At 63.2% G+C, this 19270-nt stretch carries 28 protein-coding genes; 15 read left to right on the top strand and 13 right to left on the bottom strand.

Annotation, left to right across the window (positions count from 1 at the left end):
* Nucleotides 1-36: 36 nt before the first annotated feature.
* Together HWX69_RS01970 and HWX69_RS01965 are read left to right on the top strand one after the other, a co-directional pair.
* Nucleotides 37-321 carry a ribbon-helix-helix domain-containing protein gene (locus HWX69_RS01970; RefSeq protein WP_178915388.1) on the top strand — a complete coding sequence of 95 codons (285 nt, stop codon included), beginning with the start codon at nucleotides 37-39 and terminating at the stop codon, nucleotides 319-321.
* Nucleotides 314-553 (top strand): type II toxin-antitoxin system RelE family toxin, encoded by a 240-nt coding sequence (locus HWX69_RS01965; RefSeq protein WP_178915387.1) that lies wholly within the window; start codon nucleotides 314-316, stop codon nucleotides 551-553. The genes HWX69_RS01970 and HWX69_RS01965 overlap by 8 nt, the downstream gene beginning before the upstream one ends.
* Nucleotides 554-637: 84 nt before the next feature.
* On the opposite strand, the gene HWX69_RS01960 is transcribed toward HWX69_RS01965, so the two are convergent.
* The 3 genes from HWX69_RS01960 to HWX69_RS01950 form a co-directional block, all read right to left on the bottom strand.
* Nucleotides 638-832 (bottom strand): cold-shock protein, encoded by a 195-nt coding sequence (locus HWX69_RS01960; RefSeq protein WP_178915386.1) that lies wholly within the window; start codon nucleotides 830-832, stop codon nucleotides 638-640.
* 187 nt (nucleotides 833-1019) lie between these two features.
* Nucleotides 1020-1214, bottom strand: coding sequence for a cold-shock protein (locus tag HWX69_RS01955; RefSeq protein WP_178915385.1), 195 nt, complete (start codon nucleotides 1212-1214; stop codon nucleotides 1020-1022).
* Nucleotides 1215-1278: 64 nt separating this feature from the next.
* Entirely contained in the window at nucleotides 1279-1548 is a 270-nt protein-coding gene (locus HWX69_RS01950) for a DUF7573 domain-containing protein (RefSeq protein WP_178915384.1), read from the bottom strand.
* A 78-nt stretch (nucleotides 1549-1626) separates the two neighbouring features.
* Here HWX69_RS01950 and HWX69_RS01945 point away from each other — a divergent pair, with 78 nt between their 5' ends.
* The gene (locus tag HWX69_RS01945; protein WP_178915383.1) at nucleotides 1627-1851 is read left to right on the top strand and encodes a hypothetical protein; all 225 of its coding nucleotides are present in this window, start codon (nucleotides 1627-1629) and stop codon (nucleotides 1849-1851) included.
* Here the strand turns inward: HWX69_RS01945 and HWX69_RS01940 are convergent.
* The 3 genes from HWX69_RS01940 to HWX69_RS01930 all read right to left on the bottom strand — a co-directional run bounded on the left by HWX69_RS01940 (nucleotide 1802) and on the right by HWX69_RS01930 (nucleotide 4156).
* Nucleotides 1802-2791: a 5,10-methylenetetrahydromethanopterin reductase gene (locus tag HWX69_RS01940; protein ID WP_178915382.1), complete on the bottom strand. Its 990-nt coding sequence runs from the start codon at nucleotides 2789-2791 to the stop codon at nucleotides 1802-1804. The two genes, HWX69_RS01945 and HWX69_RS01940, sit on opposite strands and share 50 nt — an antisense overlap.
* Before the next feature lie 45 nt (nucleotides 2792-2836).
* On the bottom strand, nucleotides 2837-3589 hold the full coding sequence (locus tag HWX69_RS01935; RefSeq protein ID WP_178915381.1) for a coenzyme F420-0:L-glutamate ligase: 753 nt from the start codon (nucleotides 3587-3589) through the stop codon (nucleotides 2837-2839).
* A 72-nt stretch (nucleotides 3590-3661) separates the two neighbouring features.
* Nucleotides 3662-4156 carry a metallophosphoesterase family protein gene (locus HWX69_RS01930; RefSeq protein WP_178915380.1) on the bottom strand — a complete coding sequence of 165 codons (495 nt, stop codon included), beginning with the start codon at nucleotides 4154-4156 and terminating at the stop codon, nucleotides 3662-3664.
* A 52-nt stretch (nucleotides 4157-4208) separates the two neighbouring features.
* Here HWX69_RS01930 and HWX69_RS01925 point away from each other — a divergent pair, with 52 nt between their 5' ends.
* Nucleotides 4209-5447, top strand: a complete 1239-nt coding sequence (locus tag HWX69_RS01925) for an eIF2B alpha/beta/delta subunit family protein (protein ID WP_178915379.1) — start codon at nucleotides 4209-4211, stop codon at nucleotides 5445-5447.
* A gap of 7 nt (nucleotides 5448-5454) precedes the next feature.
* Here HWX69_RS01925 and HWX69_RS01920 read toward each other — a convergent pair whose 3' ends face one another.
* The gene (locus HWX69_RS01920) at nucleotides 5455-5877 is read right to left on the bottom strand and encodes a MoaD/ThiS family protein (protein ID WP_178915378.1); all 423 of its coding nucleotides are present in this window, start codon (nucleotides 5875-5877) and stop codon (nucleotides 5455-5457) included.
* Nucleotides 5878-5980: 103 nt separating this feature from the next.
* Between HWX69_RS01920 and HWX69_RS18245 the strand changes: the two genes are divergently transcribed.
* On the top strand, nucleotides 5981-6085 hold the full coding sequence (locus HWX69_RS18245; protein WP_281361533.1) for a zinc ribbon domain-containing protein: 105 nt from the start codon (nucleotides 5981-5983) through the stop codon (nucleotides 6083-6085).
* On the opposite strand, the gene HWX69_RS01915 is transcribed toward HWX69_RS18245, so the two are convergent.
* A complete protein-coding gene (locus HWX69_RS01915; RefSeq protein WP_178915377.1) occupies nucleotides 6082-6591 on the bottom strand; it encodes an HPP family protein in 510 nt (169 codons plus the stop codon). The genes HWX69_RS18245 and HWX69_RS01915 overlap by 4 nt on opposite strands.
* Before the next feature lie 251 nt (nucleotides 6592-6842).
* Here HWX69_RS01915 and HWX69_RS01910 point away from each other — a divergent pair, with 251 nt between their 5' ends.
* Entirely contained in the window at nucleotides 6843-7262 is a 420-nt protein-coding gene (locus HWX69_RS01910; protein WP_178915376.1) for a hypothetical protein, read from the top strand.
* 284 nt (nucleotides 7263-7546) lie between these two features.
* On the opposite strand, the gene HWX69_RS01905 is transcribed toward HWX69_RS01910, so the two are convergent.
* Nucleotides 7547-7789, bottom strand: coding sequence for an amphi-Trp domain-containing protein (locus tag HWX69_RS01905; protein WP_178915375.1), 243 nt, complete (start codon nucleotides 7787-7789; stop codon nucleotides 7547-7549).
* Between the two features lie 103 nt (nucleotides 7790-7892).
* Nucleotides 7893-8477 carry a DUF7504 family protein gene (locus HWX69_RS01900; protein ID WP_178915374.1) on the bottom strand — a complete coding sequence of 195 codons (585 nt, stop codon included), beginning with the start codon at nucleotides 8475-8477 and terminating at the stop codon, nucleotides 7893-7895.
* A 700-nt stretch (nucleotides 8478-9177) separates the two neighbouring features.
* Between HWX69_RS01900 and HWX69_RS01895 the strand changes: the two genes are divergently transcribed.
* The 4 genes from HWX69_RS01895 (at nucleotide 9178) to HWX69_RS01880 (ending at nucleotide 12961) form a co-directional block, all read left to right on the top strand.
* A complete protein-coding gene (locus tag HWX69_RS01895) occupies nucleotides 9178-10518 on the top strand; it encodes a ribonuclease J (protein ID WP_178915373.1) in 1341 nt (446 codons plus the stop codon).
* Between the two features lie 64 nt (nucleotides 10519-10582).
* Nucleotides 10583-11098: a DUF7342 family protein gene (locus HWX69_RS01890; protein ID WP_218644652.1), complete on the top strand. Its 516-nt coding sequence runs from the start codon at nucleotides 10583-10585 to the stop codon at nucleotides 11096-11098.
* Nucleotides 11099-11103: 5 nt separating this feature from the next.
* Nucleotides 11104-11550 carry a hypothetical protein gene (locus HWX69_RS01885; protein WP_178915372.1) on the top strand — a complete coding sequence of 149 codons (447 nt, stop codon included), beginning with the start codon at nucleotides 11104-11106 and terminating at the stop codon, nucleotides 11548-11550.
* 187 nt (nucleotides 11551-11737) lie between these two features.
* Entirely contained in the window at nucleotides 11738-12961 is a 1224-nt protein-coding gene (locus tag HWX69_RS01880) for an outer membrane protein assembly factor BamB family protein (RefSeq protein ID WP_178915371.1), read from the top strand.
* A 432-nt stretch (nucleotides 12962-13393) separates the two neighbouring features.
* Here HWX69_RS01880 and engB read toward each other — a convergent pair whose 3' ends face one another.
* Both engB and HWX69_RS01870 read right to left on the bottom strand, forming a co-directional pair.
* Nucleotides 13394-14014 (bottom strand): GTP-binding protein EngB, encoded by a 621-nt coding sequence (gene engB, locus HWX69_RS01875; RefSeq protein ID WP_178915370.1) that lies wholly within the window; start codon nucleotides 14012-14014, stop codon nucleotides 13394-13396.
* Between the two features lie 45 nt (nucleotides 14015-14059).
* Entirely contained in the window at nucleotides 14060-14533 is a 474-nt protein-coding gene (locus tag HWX69_RS01870; RefSeq protein WP_178915369.1) for a redoxin domain-containing protein, read from the bottom strand.
* A gap of 96 nt (nucleotides 14534-14629) precedes the next feature.
* Here HWX69_RS01870 and HWX69_RS01865 point away from each other — a divergent pair, with 96 nt between their 5' ends.
* The 3 genes from HWX69_RS01865 (at nucleotide 14630) to HWX69_RS01855 (ending at nucleotide 17261) form a co-directional block, all read left to right on the top strand.
* Nucleotides 14630-15925: a TIGR00341 family protein gene (locus HWX69_RS01865; RefSeq protein WP_178915368.1), complete on the top strand. Its 1296-nt coding sequence runs from the start codon at nucleotides 14630-14632 to the stop codon at nucleotides 15923-15925.
* 64 nt (nucleotides 15926-15989) lie between these two features.
* Nucleotides 15990-16733 (top strand): SIMPL domain-containing protein, encoded by a 744-nt coding sequence (locus HWX69_RS01860; RefSeq protein WP_178915367.1) that lies wholly within the window; start codon nucleotides 15990-15992, stop codon nucleotides 16731-16733.
* A 78-nt stretch (nucleotides 16734-16811) separates the two neighbouring features.
* On the top strand, nucleotides 16812-17261 hold the full coding sequence (locus HWX69_RS01855) for a hypothetical protein (protein WP_178915366.1): 450 nt from the start codon (nucleotides 16812-16814) through the stop codon (nucleotides 17259-17261).
* Nucleotides 17262-17416: 155 nt separating this feature from the next.
* Here the strand turns inward: HWX69_RS01855 and HWX69_RS01850 are convergent, their stop codons facing one another.
* On the bottom strand, nucleotides 17417-18394 hold the full coding sequence (locus HWX69_RS01850; protein ID WP_178915365.1) for an NOG1 family protein: 978 nt from the start codon (nucleotides 18392-18394) through the stop codon (nucleotides 17417-17419).
* A 113-nt stretch (nucleotides 18395-18507) separates the two neighbouring features.
* On the opposite strand from HWX69_RS01850, the gene HWX69_RS01845 reads away from it, so the two are divergent.
* On the top strand, nucleotides 18508-18870 hold the full coding sequence (locus tag HWX69_RS01845) for a DUF5518 domain-containing protein (protein ID WP_178915364.1): 363 nt from the start codon (nucleotides 18508-18510) through the stop codon (nucleotides 18868-18870).
* Nucleotides 18871-18894: 24 nt separating this feature from the next.
* Nucleotides 18895-19215: an ASCH domain-containing protein gene (locus tag HWX69_RS01840; RefSeq protein WP_178915363.1), complete on the top strand. Its 321-nt coding sequence runs from the start codon at nucleotides 18895-18897 to the stop codon at nucleotides 19213-19215.
* The last annotated feature ends 55 nt before the right edge of the window (nucleotides 19216-19270 follow it).

Genomic DNA, 19270 nt, shown 5'->3' with positions numbered 1-19270 from the left:
ATAGCTTTTGTATATACAAACGTAAAGCAGACGTATATGTCAGATGGTGAAGACCCGAACGACGAGGACCCGAAGATGGTTCAGATTAACCTCCGATTGAGCGAGTCGTTCCTCGAAGATATCGACGCGACGTGGCGCGAACAGGGGTTCAACTCCCGGAGCGAGTTTCTGCGGTACGTGGCCCGTGATGCGGTGAAAAACCCCGATTTCTCGCGGGCTGGCTGGAAACAGATTGCCGCGGGTGAACACGGACTGCGGAGCGGCGACGAGGCGTTGGTCTCACGCGAGGAGGTGCTGGCGATGATGGGTGACGATGAGTGAGGGGTGGACGTGGGCGTTCACCGAACGCGCGGCCGGACAGTTCGAGAATCTCGACGAAGTGGTTGGTTCGGAGTGGCGCGAGCCGGCGGCGTTTCTCGAACCCTTGACCGGTGGACCGTTCTCGAAGCTCCGAATCGGTCAGTATCGCCTCGCCTGTACGCTGGACAACGAGGAGGCAGTGTTCGAATCGTATCGAACACCGAAGCGGGGCTACACGGCGGACGACGATTGAGTGACGGAGATAGCAGTAGCTGTCTATCGAAAAATACGGAAAAGTCAGTTCAGTCGCTCGAAGCGAGTGTGGAAAGCGGGAGCCTTACAGGCGCGTGACGTTCGTCGCGCGCGGGCCCTTCTCGGCTTCCTCGATATCGAATTCGATTTCCTGACCCTCTTCGAGGTCGGGGCCGCCAACGTCCTCCATGTGGAAGAAAACGTCCTCGTCCGCGTCGTCAGTCTCGATAAATCCGTAGCCGCCAGTGTCGTTGAAGAAGTCAACCTTACCGTTTGCCATTGCGAATACAGAGAGATGGTGGGCACGTATAAGCCTCTCGTATTCGTTTTCTTCGTGACAACTCAGACACGCGAGAATTTTCCCCCTCCGTTTCCGGTCGAGAGCACTACCGAAACGCGTCGCTGTCCGGTGAAAAATACTCGATATTGTGGTAGTTCCGTCGCTCGTTGCGACGTATCGCTCGGATTTACAGTCGGGTCAGGTTCGTCGCGCGGGGGCCCTTCTCGGCCTCCTCGATGTCGAACTCGACCTCCTGCCCCTCTTCGAGGTCGTCGCCGCCGACGTCTTCCATGTGGAAGAACACGTCCTCGTCTGCGTCGTCAGTTTCGATGAATCCGTAGCCGCCAGTGTCGTTGAAGAAGTCAACCGTGCCAGTCGCCATTACGAATGAACTGAACGGACAATCGGGGATAAGGGTTCCGACCGAGCGTCCCCCTCGTGAGCGTTCACCACGCTTTGCAGTCGAAACAGACGAGTTCGCCGTCGCCGTCGTCGCTTCCGTCCCGCCAGCGGCGCTCGACGACGGCGTCACAGCTCGCACACGTCGCGCCCGTCGGGGTCCAGTCGTACGTCGAAACGGCGGGGCTGACGCTGCCCGAGGCGTCCGTGTCCGGGTCGGTGTCGGCGTCGTTGGCTGCGTCGTCGTCGACATCGCCGCCGGCGTCGGTCTCACTGTCGTCGCCCTCGAGAAAATCCTCCAGCGAGCTATCGCGCATACGTTCCGTGGGGACGCGGCGGGCTTATACTCGGCGGCGGACGGACACACACAAGTAGGAGGCGTCGAACGGTAGTGTATGGTTGACATTCAGACCGGTGTATCGGACAACACGGTCGGTCTCATCGAACGGTTCGCAGAGGTCGCCGCGACGGACCCCCTTGTCGCCGCGATGATGCTGTCAGGCGCCGTCTTCGTCACTCTCGCTGCGGGCGTCTTCGGCGTGTTGACGCTCGGTGGGGTTCTCGCCTCTATCAAGCGTCTGCTTCCGAGCGGTCAAGGACCGCCCCGGCAAGCTCGATAGCGTCTTCGAGGTCCGGGCCGAGCGGCGCCCCCGCAACGAAACTGTCGGCGTACTCCAACACGCCCGCGATTTTCTCCTCGACGGATTCCGGTCGCCCAGCGATGCAGAAGGCGTCTATCATCTCCTCGCTCACCGCCTCGAACGCCTCGGTGAACTCCCCCGCCGAGATGCGAGTGCCGATGCGGTCGGCGCGGTCGCCGTCGAGACCGTGACGGTCCAACACCGGCGGCGCCGCCCCGGCGGCGATGAACGCCACCGGCGGCCGTGCGGCCTCGCGTGCGGCCTCGGCGTCTTCGGACACCGACACCGCGGCGTAGGCGGCGAAATCGAACCCGCCGCGCTCGGCCGGCCGCTCGTCGAGTCCCTGTTCGACCTGCTCGGCCGCCCACGCGAAGTCCCGCGGGTGTGAGCCGTTCAACAGGACGCCGTCGGCGTGTTTCGCGGCCATCCGAATCATGTGGGGCCCCTGTGCGCCGACGTAGGTCGGAACCTCGCCGACGGCATCGGCGTAGTTGAGACCGGCGTCTTTCGCGAGGAACGTGCCGTCGTGGTCGACGCGCTCGCCGGCGTAGAGGTCGCTGGCGACTTTGAACGTCTCCAGAACGCGCCGGAGCGGACGGTCGCGGTCGTAGCCGAGGTTCGACAGCGTCGATTTGTCGCCCGCGCCGACGCCGAAGACGGCCCGGCCGCCGGAGGCTTCATCGAGCGTCGCCACGCGGGAGGCGAGCGTCACCGGATGCGTCTCGTAGGGGTTGGCGACGCCGGGACCGATTCGGACCGATTCGGTGCGACGGGCGATTCTATCCAGCGCGACGAAGGGGTCGCGGTTGTTGTAGTGACACGTCGTGAAGACGGTGCCGAAGCCGTTGGCTTCGGCCGCTTCGCCGAGGTCGGCGATGCGGCTGACTGGGTGTTCGGGGGTGAGTTCGATTCCTATCATGGTTCGAAGTCGGTCGCGGGGGACTGTTCGACGGCGAACATCGCGCTATCGCTCGAACTCCCACTCGCGAAGGGCGTCTCGGACGAGGTCGTCCTCGTCTGCTCGAAACAGTTCGTCGCTGCCGGCGTGGTCGCCGAACTCCCAGCCGCGGATTACGACTGCGGGTGTGCCGCCGCCGCCCTCGCCGGCGACGAGGTTCGCTGCGGCGGCGAGTTCGTCGACGACGGCCTGGACGGTCACGTCGAGTTCCCGGCCGTCGCGGTCGGATTCGCCGCGCCAGTCGCGGGCGGCGGGGAGTCCGGCCCATCCGATGGCGACGCCGCGTTGGCCGTAGCGGAACGGCCGCCCCGAGGTGTCGGTGACGACGACGGGGACGCCGAGCGCTTCCGAAAGCCGTTCGGCCGATGCGGTGGGGTCTTCGGGCAACAGCAGCAACTCCGCGCCGGGGACGTTCGAGCGGTCGATGCCGGCGTTGACCGTCACGTGGCCGAAGCGGGTGACGGCGAGGAGAAACGGCGCCTCGATGACCAGCTCCTCGCTTTCCGCCAAGACGGCCTGCGCGAAGCGGGGGTCTTTCGTCTCGCCAGTGACGGATTCGAGGCGCTCGGCGATGGCCTCTGCACGGCTACTCGCGGGGAAATCCGCGAGGTCGGCCTTCCGGCCTTCGGCCTTCGAGACGACCGTGCTGGCGAGACACAGCACGTCGCCCGCCTCGAAGTCGACGTGCTCGTCGATGAGCGTGGCGAGGTCGTCGCCCGCGCGTATCTCCGGCAATCCCTCGACGGCGAAGGCCTCCATACCTCCGAATGGACCCGTCCGGACAAAAAGGGGCGAGATACCGGAGATGTCCGCCACCCCATCGCCGTCGTCTCACTCCCGTCGGAGGTCGACCGAACAATCGCCGCCGTCTACCTCGGCGACCATCAGGGTCGCCTCCTGTGCGGGAAAGGCACCGGTCGCACTCCCGGGGTTCAGCAGGCGATAGCCGTCGACTTCCTCGTCGACGACGCGGTGGGTGTGTCCCGAAACGCCGAGGGTCGGGACGCCCTCTGAGGCGTTGTCCTCGACGACGTCGAGTACGCGCTCGCGGTAGCCGTCGTCGGGGCCAGTCCCGTGGGTGACGACGAACCGGACGCCGCCCAATTCGACGGTCGCCACCTCGGGCAACCCCAGCGCGCGGTCCATGTTGCCCGCGACGGCGGTCAACTCGTCGGCGAGGTCGGCTACCTCCTCGTATGCCGGCCGGGAGTCGAAGTCGCCGGCGTGGATAGTGTGCTCGGCACTCCGGAGCGTCGATTTCACCCACTCCGGAAGCGCAGCAGCGCGGGACTTGACGTGCGTATCGCTCATCAGGACGACGCGCATATCGGGGCTACTCCGACCGGACGTATAAGCACTCGGCGACCGATTGGTCGGTATGGACGAACGGTCCGTCGTCACCTGTTTTCTGCGCCACGGCACCGAAATCCTCCTCGTCCGCCGGAGCGATTCGGTCGGGACCTACGCTGGTCGGTGGGGCGGCGTCTCCGGGTACGCCGAAGGGACGCCCGACGACGCCGCACGGTGGGAAATCGACGAGGAGACCGGCCTGCTCGAATCCACCACGCTCGTCCGAAGCACCGACCCCGTCGCCGTCGTAGACGACGACCACGGGGTTCGGTGGCTCGTTCACCCGTATCTCTTCGATTGTGAATCGACCGACGTGACGCCGAACGAGGAACTCGCCGACTACGAGTGGGTCCAACCGCCGGCCATTCTCGACCGCGAGACGGTGCCGAAGTTGTGGGAGACGTATGCGGCCGTCGCGCCGACGGTCGACTCCGTCGCGGCGGATACCGACCACGGGGCGGCGTACATCTCGGTTCGCGCACTCGAAGCCCTTCGTGACCGAGCGGCCGTCGCGGCCCAGAACGGCGACGGATACGAGTCGGTCGCTGACGTGGCCCGACGACTGCGAGACGCTCGCCCGAGCATGGGCGTCGTGTCGAATCGCATCAATCGCGTGATGGCGACGGCAGGTCCCTCCGCCGCCGCGGTTCGCGACCGAGCCATCGAGGGCTGTCGGTCGGCCGTCGACGCCGACGCCGGGGCGGCCGTCGAGGCGTCGGACCTGCTCGGCGACCGAGTGCTCACGCTATCACGGTCCGGAACCGTCCTCGATACGCTGCTGACGGCGACTCCGGAGGCGGTGTTCGTCGCCGAATCCCGTCCGACCCGTGAGGGCGTCGGCGTCGCCGAACGGCTGGCAGACGCAGGTATCGACGCGACGCTGTGTGTCGACGCCGCCATCGGGGACGTTGTGTCTCGGGACATCGATACGGTGTTGGTCGGTGCGGATTCGGTGTTGGCCGACGGAACCGTCGTCAACAAAATCGGAACGCGACTGGCGGCGCTGGCGGCGGTGGACGCCGACGCCGACTGTTATGCGGTCTGTGCCCGCGACAAAATCGTACCGGGGACGGATGTCGACACCGCTGTCGGTTCCTCCGACGCGGTTTACGACGGCGAGGCCGATGTCTCCGTGTACAATCCGACCTTCGAGGCGACGCCCGGCGGCCTGTTCACCGCCGCCGTCACCGAATCCGGCGTCCTCGAGACGACCGACATCGAACGGGTCGCCGCCGAACACGCAGACCTCGCGGCGTGGGACGACTGACCCCGAGTTAACAGCAGAACATGAACGGGTACATCAGCGAGACCCGGTCGTCGTCCTCGAGTTCCGTGTCGAGACCGTCGAGGTGTTCGTTGAAACGGCCGTTGACCGCGACCCGGGCGAACGCGCGGGTCTGTTCGCCCTCGGGGTTCTTCTCCCACGACCCCGGCGGGTCGCCGTCCGAGCGCACCCACCCGTGGGCCGCGGCCTCGTCTTCGGTCTCGGCGATGAGCAACTCCGCCACGTCGTACTCCTCGAAGAACGACTCGAGGAACGCACGGAGCGTCGACCCCTCGAAGGTGTACTCCAACTTCGGCTGCCCGACGGCGCCGCGGACGTGTCCCGTACAGTGAACTCTGACGGTCGTCGTCTCCGATTGCTCGGTCGTACTCGTCTCCGACTCCTCGCCCGTGAGGACCCCTGTATCGCTCATGTCCGAATGTAGGGGCTCCGTACCCAAACGAGCGGTCCCGAACATGTTCGGAACAACCGACGCCGCCCCGAGGGCTTATTCCGCGTCCGTTCTACATCGGGACATGGGCGATAGAGCCTGCAAGCGCCGATTCTGTCCCGCCTGTGACGCGCCGGCGACGGACCTCGACGAGGAGTGTCCGGAGTGTGGCGAACCGCTGGACGGTTAGCGGTAGGTGGGGTGGCTCTCGCCGACGACGCGCTCGAAGAGCCACAGTACCGACAGGTGGACGGCAACCAACCCGACGACGCTCGCGACGATGATGGTCGCCTGCAACGGCGTCGACAGTAGTCCGAGCGAGACGATGAGCGTCGTCGCACACGCCGGCGCGTGATTGGTGTCTGTCGCTATCATCGCCCAACTGGTCGCGACGATGGAGACGACGCCGCTTGCCGCCAGTCGCAAGCCGTCGGCCGACAGCGCGGGCGGCAGCGCCGTCAGCGTGACGCCCGGCGCGACGAGCCAGTACGCGCCCAACCCCGCGACGGCACCGATGACGTGGCTCCCGACGACGCGATAGGCGTGGGTCCGCTCGCCGCGACGGTCGAAGGCGAGAATGTACGCCGAGGGGCCGAGACTCGGGAAGACGAACGGCTGGCCGCTCGCCCACGCGACGGCACCCAACACCGTAAACAGCAGTCCGGCGTAGAGGCTCGTCCCGACTCGGCGTCTCATACCTCGCCGTCCGTCGCCGAGGTTCAAAACCCTACGATTATCGCCCGGAAAACTGCCCGATTCTGAACATCGACTGCTGTACTCTTCGGTCGGGCCTTCTCGACGACGCCATCGTCCGGTCGGTACTGGAGGCGACGGCAGGGTATCCCCGGTCTGGTGGGGTGTGGACCAGTGGCGCGGATTCGGTTTCGATCGCACAATCCCATTGACAAATTTTATGAATGATGCGTGGAAGGATGCACAGTGTACGCATGACGCGCGCACTCAATGGCTCCGGGTTTCTGGGGCTCGCAGTGATGATGGCGGTGGGGTTGCATCAGTTCGTAATTCTGTCAGGTGGGGACGCCGTCCCGGGGTGGATGATTGGCGGCCACGCACACCTCGGTGTGCTCTCCATTCTGGCGATCGTGATGGGGTTCGCCGTCCCTGCACTCGGGGTTACTGGAAACCTCCGGACGGCCGTAACTGGACTGTTCATCGCAGGACAGTGGGGTATCCCCGGCATCGTCTGGCTGGGTGAGGGCTTCGGACTCACGTTCCTCATGCCGACGGGGTTCATCTGGGGCGGTGCGCTCATCGTCTCGATGCTCATCATGCTTTACAAATCCGTCACACAGCCCGGTGACTTCGCGGGTGGTGGGGCGTCGAGTGTGACTCCCTCGGACGACTGACGGCGCTCGGAGAGTGGTCTCCGACGCCAACACCGACCGCGCCGTTCTTCGACTCGTTGTTCGTGGCCGGTAGAGACACCTCTACACCGGAGACACATCGGTGGTATCGATTTTCCCACCGAGGTAGACGAGACTCGCCACCAGCAGCGCGACGCCGAGGGGGAGCAGCCACGCGAATAGCGACACGAGCAGGCCGCTGGCTTGACTCCCTACGGAGTTCGACCAGTCCTTCAAGCCCAACCATCGAAACCTCTGAAAATGGGGTTCGATTAGTAGAGTACAGCCTACTTCGTCCACCGAATCTCGTATTCGAGTTCGTACCGTTCCTCTCCGGTCTCCGAATCGGTGAGTCGCTCGAGTTCGACTTCGAGTCGAGGCGTCTCGGGGACGGCAACGTCCTGTGTTTCCGTGTCACTCTCTAACTGGACGGTCCCGGATTCGATTTGTTCGGCCGCTGAAACGAGCGCCTCGGCGATTTCCGACCGCGTATGCTGCTGCTCGGTTTTGAATAGTACTTCTTCTGGCATCAGCTATCGGTTTGTTCCCGATTCGCATATAATCTCGAGTCGAGTATCACGGTCCGGGAACCGACACCCTCATTCATACCAAACTCGCTCTCGGCTCGTTCGTCTAACACCCGATTGGGTCCGTTTGGTTCGTCCCTTCGTACGTAAATCGAACTCCATCTTCATCCTGTTCGACCCACACGACACCATCTGCAACTGCGTTCAATCTGTCTAACGTCTCTCCATCGTGGTCGGCGTAGTCTATGCTCAGAAAGACTTGCCCGGAGATGCTGCCTTCTCGCTTTGCCGTCTGACCGAAAAGTTTGAGAACGCGTTCGAGGTTCGTGTCGTCCAGGATATCCGACACGGAGTGGACGAGCAGGTGAACGGGACGATGGCCCTCGGATAGCTGATCGCTTAGCTCCACGAGCGCCATCCCAGTTCGCTCCAAATCAGTTGGTGCCGGCGTGAACGCCGTCGGAACCGCGCCATAGGTGGCGGGGAGATTCTGTTCCGTCGAGGTCGTATCGATGATCGCAATATCGGGTTTTTGCGAACCATCGACCGCTGCGTAGTCCTCGATCGTCGTTTTTGCGTCTGGTCTGGTCGTCACCACGACGGCACCATCACCAACGGCACCGTATCGAACGAGGAGTTGCAGACCAACTCGGTCCAGTGCGGTCCTATCGGTTCCAGCGATGAGGGTCACACCGTTTTGGGGGCGGGTTTCGGGAAGCGATTCGATAGCGCCGCGGGGTTTCAATTCAGGCATCGTCGTTACTCGGCTGGAGGGTCGTCTTCGGCGTTGTCCGCGCATTTCGCTGCTGTGTGTGGCGACTGGTAGTCGTGGGAATCGTCGAGGGGAGGTCAGTGTCGTGTGTCATAGTCAGTAAACGGGCGCGCACGGCTCTCATCGGTGCTATCCACCGACTGCCGGGAGGCGAGAGGAGTTCTCTTCACCCACCAACAAACAATCCGGCGAACGGCTCGAAGTGAGAATGGACGGGGCGAAGCCCAGTTACGCTACCTTTTGTACTCAACTGATAAAAGAATTCTGATAAATTGTCGAAGGGGTCAGTGGCTATTCTGTAGCGGAGAACTCTCAGCTCGTTCGTTGTACGGCGTTCGCCTCCGATGCTTCGACAAACGAATCGCTAGAGCAACTCGGCGTGGACAGAGACGAATCGGGTGTCCGGTGTCTCCGTTTCGGCTCTGTTACGTGCTCGGATAGAGATTCAGCGTCATCAGCGGGTATTTACCGCTCGGGCCGAAAGTACCTACTAACCGAAATACGCGCTGTCCATTTAGGGGAGTCGTCGATCTGGATTTGTCGAGACGACGCGATGCGGTACCTCTCTCCTGATTTCTCGGTTCTCTCGGGATTCGGGCTGCTATGATCGGATCGAATAATGGAAATTGAAATTGCTACTATCGGCGGCTACGAGGAAGTCGGACGACAGATGACTGCGGTTCGGGCGGGCGAGGACATCGTCATCTTCGATATGGGACTGAACCTGTCGAAGGTGCTCATCCACGACAACGTTCGAACCGAGAAGATGCACAGCCTCGACCTCATCGATATGGGGGCGATTCCCGACGACCGCGTGATGAGCGACCTCGATGGAGACGTACAGGCCATCGTCCCGACGCACGGCCACCTCGACCACATCGGCGCCATCTCGAAGCTCGCCCACCGCTACGACGCACCCATCGTCGCCACGCCGTTCACGATTGAACTGGTCCGAGAGGAAATCCGCGATGACGACAAGTTCGACGTTCAGAACGAACTCGTGAAGATGGACCCCGGCGGCACGATGTCTATCGGTGACGACTGTGAGTTGGAGTTCGTCAACGTCACGCACTCGATTATCGACGCCATCAACCCCGTCCTCCACACGCCGGAGGGCGCCGTCGTTTACGGCCTCGACAAGCGAATCGACCACACGCCGGTCATCGGTGACCCCATCGACATGAAGCGGTTCCGGGAAATCGGTCGCGAGGGCGTCCTCTGCTACATCGAGGATTGTACCAACGCGAACAAGAAGGGCAAAACGCCCTCCGAATCCGTGGCTCGAGCCCAACTGAAAGACGTGATGCACTCCCTGGAGGACTACGACGGTGGAATCGTCGCAACGACGTTCTCCAGCCACATCGCCCGCGTGAGTTCGCTCGTCGAGTTCGCCGAGGACATCGGTCGACAGCCGATTCTGCTGGGCCGCTCGATGGAGCAGTACAGCGGCACCGCCGACCGACTGGGTATCACCGACTACCCGGACGACTTGGAGATGTACGGCCGCCGTAACGGGATTGACAATGCGTTCAAGCGTATCATGAACGAGGGCAAGGAGAACTACCTTCCCGTCGTCACCGGCCATCAAGGTGAACCCCGGGCGATGCTCACCCGCATGGGGCGCGGCGAAACGTCGTACGAACTCGACGAGGGCGACAAGGTTCTCTTCTCGGCTCGGGTTATCCCCGAACCCACGAACGAGGGCCAGCGATACCAGGCTGAAACGCTGTTGAAGATGCAAGGTGCTCGTATCTACGATGATATCCACGTCTCCGGGCACCTCTCTCAGGAAGGCCACTACCAGATGCTGGACGCCCTCCAGCCGGAGCACCTCATCCCCGCCCACCAGAACCTGAAGGGCCTCTCCGGATACGTCGAGCTAGCGAGTAGCGAGGGCTACAAAATCGGTCGTGACCTCCACCCGACCGCCAACGGCAACACGATTCAGCTCGTGGAGTGATACTCGGGCTGTAAATATATTTTAGTACCTTGGATATATGTTCCAGCAGCGTGTATTCGTGAGTATGACCACTGACGCAACTGACAATGCTCGCGGGTCGATGACCCGTGGCGAACGGATTCGGGCCGCGGCCCGAACGCTTCGGAGTCCGCGAACTGCTTCCTGGGTCGCCGATGAAACCGAGGTGTCGGTAAAAACCGCCCAGAAGTACCTCGACCAGCTCGTCGAAGACAACGTCCTCCGACGCATCGAGCAGGGTGGACAAACCCTCTACTGCGTCGACCAGTTGATGGCAACCTACCGGGAGATAGCGACCCTCCAGCGGGAACACGACCGCGAATCACTCACCGATGCACTCGAATCGATGCGCGGCAAAATCACGGAACGGAAGGCCACTTACGGCGTCGAGACACCGGGAGAACTTCGCGGCAGTATCGCCGACCTCGAAGATGCCGACGAGATTGCAGAACGGCGGGAGATAGCCAGCGAGTGGGAACATCTCGCCGACCGCATTCCCGTCGTGCAGGCGGCCCTCAACGAATACGACTGGGTCGACGAACGCGATAGCCTCCTCGCCTAACGTAAATGGGCCTTTCAGGAACGACCGACAGTTCGGTCTACGAAGGGCTTCGAGATGTGCTGAAACGACATCCGGTCACCACGAACGTCGTCTACCAACCGGATAGTATCGTCAAACGGTACTTGCAGGCCGAAATCGACCCCGACCGTGTCGTTCCGCCAACCGGGCCTGAGACACCGACGCTGGATGTCGAATGGCGATTCCGTGATGATGAGTCGTTCTATCGGATTCACTACGCCGACCCGAATACGGGGTTCAATTGTGGGTGGCACCGAGACGACGACCACCCCGAACTCGGCCCGCTCCATTTCCAATACGAGATTCCAGAGCGTGGTGAAGACGGCTACGAACGGGCGCGATTCAGCAAGATGGTGCCGACTGAAATCCTCTGGACGGCACTCGAGAGGCTGTTCGAGGAGCGGATTCCAACCCTTGCCGCCGATGAATCCTAAGTAAATAGGACGGGGGCTGGTTCAAATAACTCAGAATACCACCCCCGCGACGACCTCTGACGAAATCGAACGTCTCTACGCCTGAAAGTGCAGTATTGGGTGCTATTCGGGCATATATCAGCGACTATCAATAGGTAGAACAGCGAAGACCCAAACATTAAATTAGGTGACAAGACTCTGAACGTTCATGCCGTCGGTCACTCGCCGACAGTTCGTCCTTGGGGCGACAGTTGGCTCCACAGTGGGACAGCAGCACTCGCTCGGTCTCTCGTCGGACGGCGACACCACCAACTCGTGGAGCTTTGAGGACGATATCGAGTTCACAACCGTGCCCAGTGTAGGCAGTGAGTTGGTGTACGGTGCAAGCAGGCAGGGGGCAGACTCCGCTAGCGAGCTCTATGCGCTCGATGTTGACACCGGTAGCGAACGCTGGCGTTTCACCCCAGAGGAGTTCATTACGTCACCAGCGACCGAAGCGTCAGAGTTCGTTTATGTCGGCGGGATGAGTGGCCTATACGCAGTTGATAGTGAGAGCGGCGAAGAGCAGTGGCACTTCGAAATTGAACGGATTCGCTCGATTCCAACAGTCGCCAATGGCATGGTCTATGCGGGAACCGATGATGGCAAACTGTACGCACTTGATGCCGAAAGTGGTGACGAGCAGTGGAACTTTGAGGTCGGTAGTGACGTCTATACGCAGGTCGTCTCGAACGGACGACTCTATGTCGCAGGGAAGAACAACGTGTACTCGCTTGATGCCGAAACCGGTGACCAGCGGTGGCACAACGGCGATGTCGGCACGGAAGTCCCGCTAACAGTCCACGAGAACTGGATTTACGTACAACAGGATGACGAGTCTATCACCGCGCTCGATGACTCGGGTGACGAGCAGTGGCAGTTCGCCCCACCTGAGCAATTGAGTACTGACGCCCCAGCGATACTGGGAGGAGTGGCTTATATCGGGACGGCAGAGGTCGTCGATAACTTCGTGTACGGTGTCGATGCGAAGACGGGTGAGGAGGTGTGGCGGTACACACCGCAAGATGGGAGCAATTTGTACGTGGCTGCGGGGTCTGATAGCCTGTTTGTCGCCGGAGAGAAATTGTATGCGGTCAATCCGACCCGTCGCCGAGAGCGCTGGGTCTTTCATCCGGAGTTTCGCACTAGGGCACTGCCAGTTATCGGCACAGAACGGGTGTATCTCCTAACAGGGAGATGGGAGCCGACAACACTTCATGCGAGAAGTATTGCGGATGGAGGCAGCGGAATCGGTAGACAACTCCGGAGAGGCGCTGAATCAGCAGTGCTCGGGATTTTAGGGATTGCTCCGGCACTCCTGCTTGCGCTGTTGGCGTGGAATCGGTACCGTCGCAATCAAAACTCGAAGTCAGAAATGGACGAATGGCGGTGAACCGTGGGTTTCGAAGGTAAGCTCGGGAGCCAGCCACTGGAGCGCAAACCCCGGGTATTCAAACCGCTCGGGCCCGAAAACACGACCCGGTGGCGGTGACGAAAGTTACCCCCTCTGAGCCCCTTGTGATGAGGGACTTTCTCTGAGCCACCGTTCCAGTTCTGGGTGGGTACTTCGCCAGTCTACGAACTGTTAGCATCCGACGAGCGGGGCGTTCGGAGAACGCCTCCGAGGCGGTTCGCCGGACGCGAACGGAGTGAGCGTCCGGTAGCGCCGACCGACTAACGCGGCGCGACCGTAGGGAGCGCCGCGGCTGGAGGGAGCGGGTTGCGGGCGGAGCCCGCAACCGCATGGTCGTGGCGGCGAAGCCGAAACGCAACCGGTGTCGCGCCCCGTAGCGGGCGCTACCCGCGTTCTCGTGCAAAAAGTGGATTAGAAAAACTTGAACAAATCGTCCCGCTGCTGTTCGTGGAGATGGTGGCGAACGGCGTCTTTGAGCGCTTCGATGTTGCCGCGCTTCGCGGAGATGGGCGCGAGGATGTCGTCGAACTGCTGCCAGGGGGTGTAGAGGCCGAGGCGTTCGGCGAGGTCGTCGAGTCGCTGGTCTCGGTCGTCGACTTTGTCCATCTTGTTGACGGCGACGACCGTCGGGATGCCGAGTTCCTGCAGGAAGCCGAACATCTCGACGTCGTGGGGAATCTCGTCGGGGCCGGAGTGGCGGTCGATGATGTCGACGACGGCTTTTCCGTCGACGACCAACACGGCGACGAGAATGTTGTCGGCGTACTCTTCGACGTACTGGACCACGTCGCGTTTGATGTCCTCGCGGACTTCCTCGGGGACGCCGGACATGAAGCCGAAGCCGGGCAGGTCGGTGATGACGAAGTCCTCGGCGGCCCAGTCGTAGTGGTTGGGCTTCTTGGTGACGCCGGGGCTGCCGCCGGTGGCGAACTTCGAGTGGCCGGTGAGTTCCCGCATCAACGTCGACTTCCCGACGTTGGAGCGCCCGACGAGGACGACCTCGGACTCGCGGCTCGGGCGTGTATCGAACATACCGACGATTGACGGTTCGACCGGATAAGGAGCGCGGTCCTGGGTTCAGGCCGACTCGACGGCGTCGAGGACTTCCCTGTAGTCCGGTTCGTTCGTGGGGTCCTCGGCGACCCACTCGTAGACGACCGTTCCGTCACCGTTGAGGACGAAGACGGCGCGGTTGGCGATGTCGAACAGTCCGAGGTCGGGGATGTCGATTTCGAGGCCGTAGGCGCCGATGGCGTCGCCGGCCATGTCGCTGATGAGGTCGAACTCGATGCCGTGTTCCTCGCGGAACGCGCCCTGTGAGAACGGCGAGTCGGCGCTGACGCCGTACACCGTCGCACCGGCGTCCTCGAAGTGTTCGAGTCGTTCCTGGAACGCCACCATCTCGTTGGTACACGGCGGAGTGAACGCCCCCGGGAAGAACGCCAACACGACGGGGCCCTCGCCGATGTGGTCGGCCAAATCGAACGATTCGTGGTCGCTGGTTCCGAGTGTCGCGGTGAACGCCGGTGCGGAATCGCCTGTCGATACCATAGCTGTTGTACGGTTGGATGGCGGATAAACCTCGTCCCGTTCGTGTTCGGCCCGCTTGTTCGGTAGCGTTAACGCCCCTCGCTTCGACGGCCGCCTGTGCGACTCGTTCAGGTGACCATCCCCGCCGGGAAACGACAGGCCGTCCTCCGAGTCCTTGACGATGAGGGTATCGACTACGTCGTCACCGAGGAGACGAGCGGCCGCGAGTACACCGCAGTCGCGTACTTCCCGCTCCCAACGAACGCGGTCGAGCCCATCCTCGAAGAACTCCGAGAGGTCGGTCTCGACCGCGAGGCGTACACGGTTGTGTTGAGCGCCGAAACGGTCGTCTCCGAACGGTTCGAACAACTGAAGGAGAGCTACGCCGAGAAGGAGGAGAGCGAAGAGCGCATCGCCAGACAGGAACTCGAAGCGCGCGCGGAGGAACTGGCGTCGTCGCTGCCGACCTACGTGGTGATGACAGTCGTCTCGGCGATTATCGCCACTGCGGGACTGCTGCTCGACTCCCCGGCGACCGTCGTGGGGTCGATGGTTATCGCCCCGCTCATCGGGCCCGCGATGGCTGCGGCGGTCGGCAGCGTCATCGACGATACCGACCTGTTCAGACGCGGCGCAGTGCTGCAGTTGCTCGGCGTCGTCCTCTCGATCGTCGCGGCGACGGCGTTTGCCATCTTCGTCCAGACGACGAACCTCGTTCCGCCGGGGTTGGACCCGCTTGCGCTCTCTGAGGTCGAAGAGCGACTCTCGCCGAACTTCCTGTCGCTTGCGGTCGCCATCGGCGCCGGCGTCGCCGGCGCGGTGAGTCTGATGACCGGCATCTCGGCGGCGCTGGTCGGGGTCATGATTGCCGTCGCGCTCATCCCGCCGGCGGCGACGGTCGGCATCGGTATCGCCTACGGCGAACCGTCGCTGGCACTCGGCTCGGCCGTCCTCGTCGCCGTCAACGTCCTCTCTATCAACCTCGCGGCGCTCGTCGTGCTGTGGTACTCCGGCTACCGCCCCCAGCGGTTCTTCCAGCGCGACCAGGCCCGCGTGGCGACGCTCAAGCGCGTCGTCTTTCTGGTCGGCGCTATCGCCGTCCTCTCGCTGTTCCTCGGCGGCGTCACCTTCGACTCCTATCAGACCGCAACCACCGAACAGGACATCCGTGCCGGCGTCGACACCGAACTCGAAGACCCGGCCTACGACGGCTACGAACTCGTCGAACTCGAGGTGGGGACGGCCAGCGAGTACGTCCTCTTCCAGCGCCCCTCGGAGGTCGTCGTGACCGTCGGCGTCCCGCCCGACGCGCCGCGGCCGGGGCTTGCGGCCGCTATCGACCAGCGACTGGCCGCCGAGTACGGGCTCGACGTGGACGTTCAGGTCCGGTACCTCGAAATCGAGGAGAGCTGATGGCTCAAAGGCCTCTTTGAGCTACCGCCGTTTATACGCTGTCTCCCGCCGACTACCCTCGTGTATGTCCCCGAATAAACTCTCGGCGCTCGTCGTGGCGACGGCCCTCCTCGCAGCGGGGCTGGTCGGCGCCGCGATGATGATGCCGACCGGTGCACAGAACGCCGACGAAACCGCGGATCGAACGATTACCGTCGACGCGACGGGCGAGGCCGACGCCGCCCCGAACCAGGCCGTCCTCCGAATCGCCGTGACCGCAGAGGGTGACGACCCCCAGACGGTTCGCGACGACCTCTCGGCCGGCGCCGCGGACCTCCGTGAGAACCTCGCCGAGGCGAACGTCTCCGAGGAGCAATACGAGACCAGCGAGTACCGCATCCGACAGGACCGCCGGCCGCCGCGTGAGGAACAGTCCAGCGACGCCCCCGAGTACCGTGGCGCCCACCAGTTCGAGGTGACGCTCGATGACCCCGAGCGCGTCGGTGCGGTCATCGACGCCACCGCGGACGCCGGCGCCGAGGTCAACCACGTCTCCTTTACGCTCTCCGATGAGCGTCGTGACGAACTCCGCGAGGACGCTATCGCCGACGCGATGACCGATGCGCGACTGCAGGCCGACACCATCGCGAACAACGGCGACCTCAGTGTCACCAGTGTCGCCCGAGTCGACGCCTCCGAGCGGAACTACTCTCCCGTCCGTTTCGAGGCCGCCGCCGCGGACGCGGCCGCCGACGGCACCTCGGTGTCACCCGGCGACGTCACAGTCTCGTACAACGTCCGCGTGACCTACAACGCGACGACGAACTGACGACCCACGCGGCTACCCGCGTCACCTGCTGTCCCTCGACAGCCCGCTTTTTATATCCGCTCCGACCGTACTGAAGGTATGGACGAGACGACCGTCGACCGTTGGGGTGAGGCGATTCCGTTGGCGCGAGCCCTCGGCTACGACGGTTCGGTTCGGGTCTCGAAGGTCGACGAACCCACGCTCCCGGCCGACCTCGACGTGGTCTCCTCGAACTTCCCGTGGTCGGTCCACAAGGGCGCCCTTGCCGTCTATCGGGAACGCGAACGCGGTGACCACCTCCAGATACGCGAGTACCCGACGTTCTGGGTCGTCTCCATGGACCACTACAACCCCCACTTCCGCCCGGTCGAACACGCCACCGTCGACATTCCGGTTCACATGATTCTCGCCCTCGGTGCGCTGACCCCCGTTCGCGGCTACCGCTGGGTGTTCGGCGACCGACTCCCCTCTCCCACTGCCGCGGTCGCCTTCTCGACGTCGACCATCGGGATGCTTCCGCGATTCGGCCGGAAGTTGCTGTTCAGTTAGGCAAATTCGGTTCCGGTACGAGGTCGCCTGCGGCGACCTCGCTACTCACGGGTCGTCGCTCCGCTCTTCCCCGTTCGTCTTCGTGGTTCTCACTCCCTACAGTCGCTCACGGGTCGCTTCGCTCCCCGTTCGTCAGCGGAACCTTCGGTCCCGCTCTACCCCTCGAAGGGCAACTCGGCTTCGTACCCGACCGCATCGATCATCGCGTCGACGACTTCCTCGACGCCCTCGCCCGTCTCGACGCTCATGTAGTGGTCGGCCTCGACGTCCGTCGAGCGGTCGGCCTTGTTGCAGACGACCACCACTGGCGCGTCGAACTGCGATTCGATGTCGGCGAGCAACTCCAGTTGGTCCTCGAGCGGGTAGCCACAGGCACCGCTGGCGTCGACCATCACCAACACCGCGTCGGCGAGATGCGTCAGCGCCGAAACCGCCTGGGCCTCGATGGCGTTGCGCTCCTCGGCGGGCCTGTCGAGCAGTCCCGGCGTATCGACCAACTGATATCGGATTCGGTCGCGTTCGAGGTGGCCGACGTTGATGCCCGTCGTCGTGTAGGGGTACGTCGCCGTCTCGTTGCGCGCGTTGGTCACGCTGTTGACGAAGGAGGACTTGCCGACGTTGGGGTAACCAGCGACGACGATGGCCGGTTCGTCGGCCCGGATGTCGGGGAGGATTTTCAGCGCGTCCCGTGCTTCGCTGATGGCCAACAGGTCGTCTTCGACCTGTTCGGTCACGTCGGCGAGTCGGGCGAACGCCTGCTTGCGGAGCTTTCGTGCGGTCTCGAGGTCGGAGTTACGGATGCGACTGTGGTACTCCTCGCGAATTTTGTCACACTGCCGGCTGGCCCACATGACCTCCGAGAGCCGCTGGCGGAGTTCGTCGATTCCCTCGACGTCGGTGTCCGCCAGCGTCGCGTCGGCGAGTTCGTAGTAGAAGGGGTCGACCGTCTCGAAGTCGGGCCACGATGTGACGACGTTTCCGAGGTTGTCCGAGAGGATGTTCGAGGCAGTCTGAAGCATCGACTCTTGGGCCTCGAACCCGGATTTCGCTCGCCCCGCGCGTGCCGCCCGCGAGAACGCCTTGTCGACCAACTCCTCCGACCGGGGCGTGGTCGGAAGGTCTTCGAAGTGCATACCCTCGTTTGTACGTCCGGCCGTATAAGGGCCGTGTATCGGCGTTCCGCGCTGTCGGGCCGTAGGAGGAGTCGGCCAGCAACGATTTGCGTTCCGCCGCCCTACCTCAGTCCATGACCAACTGGCGTGCGGTCCTCATTGGCTTTCTCGTCGGCGTCGTCGCGAGTCTCTTCGCGTTCGCGCTTCCGGTCGTCGGCCACCTCGGGGCGGGGTTCGTCGCCGGTGTCGTCGCGGGCGTCGTCGCCGGCGGCGGCCTCGCGAGCGGTGCGTGGCACGGCCTCCTGGCCGGCGCGTTCGGCGGCCTCGTCGCGGCCGTGGCGCTGGCGGTCTTCGTCACGCTCGTCGGCGCGACCGTCGGTGGCCCAGGTGGCGTCCTCGCCGGCTTCGGCGTCTTCACCATCGGTGCGCTCGTCGCCGTCGTCTTCGCTATCGACAGCGCCATCGGCGGCGCGATTGGCGGGTTCCTCGCCGATTAAGTTCGTGGCGACCCAACGGCCGGTATGGCATCCATCGACGCCGACGCCCTGCTGCCGAACGACCGCGTGAAACAGGCCGTCCTCGCGGGTGACGTGACGCAACTCAGCCGCGGCGCCTCGAACCGCTATGCGACCGAAGGCGACACCTTCGCCATCGAGGAGACGACCTTCGAGGTGTCCAGCGTCGAGGAGCGTACGCTCGGTGATTTGACCGACGAGGACGCACAGCGGGAAGGCTCTGACTCACTGGAGGCGTACAAGGAACGGATGAAGATGGTCCACGGCGGGAACTTCGAGTGGGACCCGACGAGCGAGATAGTCACCTACCGGTTCGAACGCCAGTAGCCGTCACGGACCGGTTCGGCGGACCGTTTTTTTATCGCCGTGTTCGTATCCGTAG

The organism is Natronomonas gomsonensis (assembly GCF_013391635.1).
Taxonomy (GTDB): Archaea; Halobacteriota; Halobacteria; order Halobacteriales; family Haloarculaceae; genus Natronomonas; species Natronomonas gomsonensis_A.
The sequence above is the reverse complement of the archived record's forward strand: the minus strand, read 5'-3'. Positions and strand labels throughout refer to the sequence as shown.